Source organism: Aeromonas salmonicida subsp. salmonicida, assembly GCF_001643305.1.
Classification (GTDB): Bacteria; Pseudomonadota; Gammaproteobacteria; order Enterobacterales; family Aeromonadaceae; genus Aeromonas; species Aeromonas salmonicida.
Window position 1 is genome coordinate 1 of sequence record NZ_LSGW01000087.1, and the last position, 3712, is coordinate 3712.

Annotated in this window: 5 protein-coding genes; all 5 read left to right on the forward strand. The window is 50.5% G+C overall.

Translation table 11 applies throughout. The features are described 5' to 3' along the window. On the forward strand, positions 1 to 767 hold a 767-nt coding region (locus AXW79_RS16435; RefSeq protein WP_155736674.1), incomplete at its 5' end, for a mechanosensitive ion channel domain-containing protein. A 126-nt stretch (positions 768 to 893) separates the two neighbouring features. Then, positions 894 to 1364 (forward strand): Arm DNA-binding domain-containing protein, encoded by a 471-nt coding sequence (locus AXW79_RS22440; protein ID WP_080561586.1) that lies wholly within the window; start codon positions 894 to 896, stop codon positions 1362 to 1364. Continuing rightward, positions 1282 to 2118, forward strand: a complete 837-nt coding sequence (locus AXW79_RS22445) for a tyrosine-type recombinase/integrase (RefSeq protein WP_005312300.1) — start codon at positions 1282 to 1284, stop codon at positions 2116 to 2118. The genes AXW79_RS22440 and AXW79_RS22445 overlap by 83 nt, the downstream gene beginning before the upstream one ends. Before the next feature lie 337 nt (positions 2119 to 2455). Then, complete coding sequence (locus tag AXW79_RS22450) at positions 2456 to 2665, forward strand: helix-turn-helix transcriptional regulator (protein WP_005312296.1); 210 nt, start codon at positions 2456 to 2458, stop codon at positions 2663 to 2665. A 314-nt stretch (positions 2666 to 2979) separates the two neighbouring features. Next, entirely contained in the window at positions 2980 to 3702 is a 723-nt protein-coding gene (locus tag AXW79_RS16445; protein WP_005312289.1) for a GPO family capsid scaffolding protein, read from the forward strand. The last annotated feature ends 10 nt before the right edge of the window (positions 3703 to 3712 follow it).

The window sequence follows — 3712 nt, forward strand, 5'->3', positions numbered from 1 at the left end:
ACCTGCCCGGTCTGCTGGAAGTGCTGGTGCTCTCCAAGTTGAACCTGGCCCAGGGTACCGCCTACGCCATCACCACCATACTCAACTATGTACTGATCGGCTTCGGCTCCCTGACCGCCCTCTCCATGATGGGCGTTCAGTGGGACAAGCTGCAGTGGGTAGCGGGTGGTCTGTCGGTCGGTATCGGTTTTGGCATGAAAGAGATCCTCTCCAACTTCGTCTCGGGCATCATCATACTGTTCGAGCGTCCGGTACGGATCGGCGACACAGTCACCATTGGCCCCTTCTCCGGTACCGTCTCCAGGATCCGCATTCGCGCCACTACCCTGACCGACTTCGACCGCAAAGAGGTGATCATTCCCAACCAGCAGCTGATGACGGAGCGGCTGATCAACTGGTCCCTGAGCGATACCGTCACCCGGGTGATCGTGCGGGTGGGTGTGGCTTACGGCTCGGATCTGGAGCTGACACGTACCCTGCTCAAACAGGCAGCCGATGAGAACAGCCGCGTCTTGAAAGACCCGGCCCCCATCGTCTACTTCCTCACCTTCGGCCCCAGCACCCTGGATCATGAGCTGCGTTTCTTCGTGAGCGAGCTCGGCGATCGCAACCCGGCCGTGGATGAACTGAACCGCAAGATCGACTCCCTGTTCAAGGCTAACGGCATCGAGATCGCGTTCAACCAGATGGATGTCTACATCAAAAACATGTCTGATGGTTCAGAACAGGCTGTAGAAGTATCAAAACCTGAAAAATCTGATACTTAGAGCCATCTTTAACTAAGTAATACCATCAGATACTAAAAATTGTGTGACCCCAAGTGTGACCCTAATTAGAATGGGGTCACACTTTTTTTTACTTACGAAAAACTTTAGGGTCACACAGGGGGCATTATGGCGCCAAGAAAGCAGGCTGAAATCACCTTCAAGACACTCATGCGGGAAGGTGAACAGGGGGCGCATTTTGATAACCGATCAGTGTGTGACAACCTCGCACTCTGCTGGCCAGCCAACTATAAGCGCCCGTTCTGGCGGTTGCGATATCGCTTCGGCGGCAAGCAACGCAAGATGCTGATCGGTCATGTCGATAACATGGCGCTCAAACAAGCCATGGACGAGGCGAAGCGGTTGATGGCCATGGTCACCCTTGGTACTGATGTAGCCAGCGAGAAACAGGAGCGCAAGCGCGAATCCATCGCTCGGCATGCAGCCATCGCGAACCGTCTCACTGTGGCTTCCCTGGCTGATGAGTTAGGTAGAAGGGCGCCGCAAAGATGCTCACGTGATCCGGCAGCGCTTCGAGAAGGACATCATCGCCAACCTGGGAAAGCTGGGGCCAGAGGATGTCAAACCCAGGCATATTGATGCACTCCTGCAATCCATTCTCGACCGTGGAAGCCCGACCATGGCCAACAACATCCTTGGCTGGCTCAAGCGACTGTTCGACTACGCCATCAAACGGCACATCGTAGAGAGCAACCCAGCCTCCGCCTTTACCCTGGCTGATGCCGGTGGCCAACTGAAAAGCCGGGAATTTTATCTGACCAGGGAAAAGCTGGCGGAGGTGCTGGGGGCGATCCCTACCTGCAGGGGATTTAGCCGTAGCTGCGATCTGGCCTTTCGCCTGCTGCTGCTACTGGGTGGCCGAAAGATGGAGCTGCTTTCTGCCACCTGGGATGAGTTCGACTTGCAGCAACAGACCTGGACACTGCAGCCAGAACGGGCCAAGACCGGCCGTGGCATCGTGATCCCTTTACCAGAGCAAGCCATCATCTGGCTTAAAGAGGCCAAGTATCTTGGGTGTGGCAGTGACTACGTTTTTCCCGCCATCTCCCGGCAGACCAAACCACATATGGGGCAAACCACCCTGAATGCCGCCATCCAGAAGCTACGGGCCAAGGTTGAGGGGATCGAGCAACTGAACGTACATGCTCTGCGCCATACCGCCAGAACGCATCTGGCTGCGCTCGGGGTACAGCAGGAAGTAGCGGAGCTAATCTTGAACCACACCCTCAAGTCACAGGGCATAGTGGCGGTCTACAACCATCACGACTTCTTTGACGAGCGTAAAGCAGCCCTCAAACAATGGGCCGACACGATCACTTTCCTATCTAAATAAAATATAATAATTTCATATGGTTACTGATTTTAATCGGTGACCATTCTTTATGCCAAAACAAACCATTCCAATAAGCAATAATTTACACTTAAACCATAAATAAAATTCATGGTAAAAGATTTATGAAATTTCTCTGCATCACGTTAATCGCTATGAGCAACAAAGAGTAATATCGAACAATCACTTTGATTAGAAATTCAATTAAAAAGTATTTAATTCCACAAAGCCCATCGTCGTACGACATGGACCGTTATTGGCTCATTGAGTATCAGGTAGTAATATCTCGCTCAAGCAATGCGATTACTGCCACAGCTTAAATTATTTAAAGGGCCTGCATATGTCAGAACAAAACATTCGCTTGCTGCGGATAAAGGATGTTATTTCCAAGGTTGGGCTATCAAAACCCACTATTTATTTAAGAATGAAAGAGGGTACATTTCCTCGACCTGTATCTATCGGGCCAAAATCTGTTGCATGGGTGGAGCACGAAATTAATGATTGGCTGACAGCCAAAATATCTGAGCGTACAACAAGAAGTAATCATTAAGGAGGGAACATGTGCGCGTAGTTTGTAATCAGTGTCAAAGCCTTGGTCGAGTGACAAAAGCCAATCACCTTTCCGAGAACGTCACCGACTTGTATTGCGAATGCACAGTGTGTTGCCATGCTTGGGTTTCCAGCCTTGCCTACAAGCATACTCTTAGACCATCCATTGATAAGGCCAGCGCCGTCGCCATTGACCTTATGAACTCATTATCGCCCAGTGCACGGAAAAAAATTCTGGAAGAAATAATCAAGGCGAATAAATAAATCACAACAGAGTAATACTGATGTAAACCACCGACCAAATAAAGAGTGACTATGACTTCATCAACTTTAAAAACAGGGTGGGTGTGTATCGGCACATCTGGAAAAACTGTAGACGGCAGAGAAATAAAGCCGGAGTGGTTAACTCAGATGGCTGAAACGTACGACCCAGAATATTACACAGCTTGTTTGTGGCCAGACCATAAGCGAGTTACACCACTCGGTCATGTCGAGGCGTTAAAAACCCAGCAGGAGGGCAACGTTATTAAATTATTTGCCATCCTGAGTCCCACTATTGCATTAATCGAGCTGAATAAAACCGGCCGCTATGCATTCTGCTCTATCGAGCCGAAAGAGAATTTTGCAGGGAAAGGCGTTTGGTATCTGGGTGCACTCGGGGTCACCGATGAGCCAGCAAGTACCGGTACCACCCATATGAAATTCAGCAAAAGCCTGAGCGTTATTGGGCAATCCCAGCTTTGGGCCAACTCCACAGGTAACAACTACATGAATAAGAACACACCGACCATCTCAGAGCTCTTAGCCAACATGCGTATGAGCTTTGTTCCTGGCACACAATCCAACTTCGGCAATCTTGACCCAAGCGCCAGTGGTGCCCTGCGTTCAGCTATCGTACAAGCAACACCATTCCTTGAGTTGTTGACGTTCCTGGACGTGAGCGACCCCACTGCGCCACTGTTCGACCCAATCAAATCGGGACTACGCACCGGTCGCAAGGAGCGTAGCCGTTTCTTGGTGACAGCGGATCCTAAATAGCTGTTCCGAA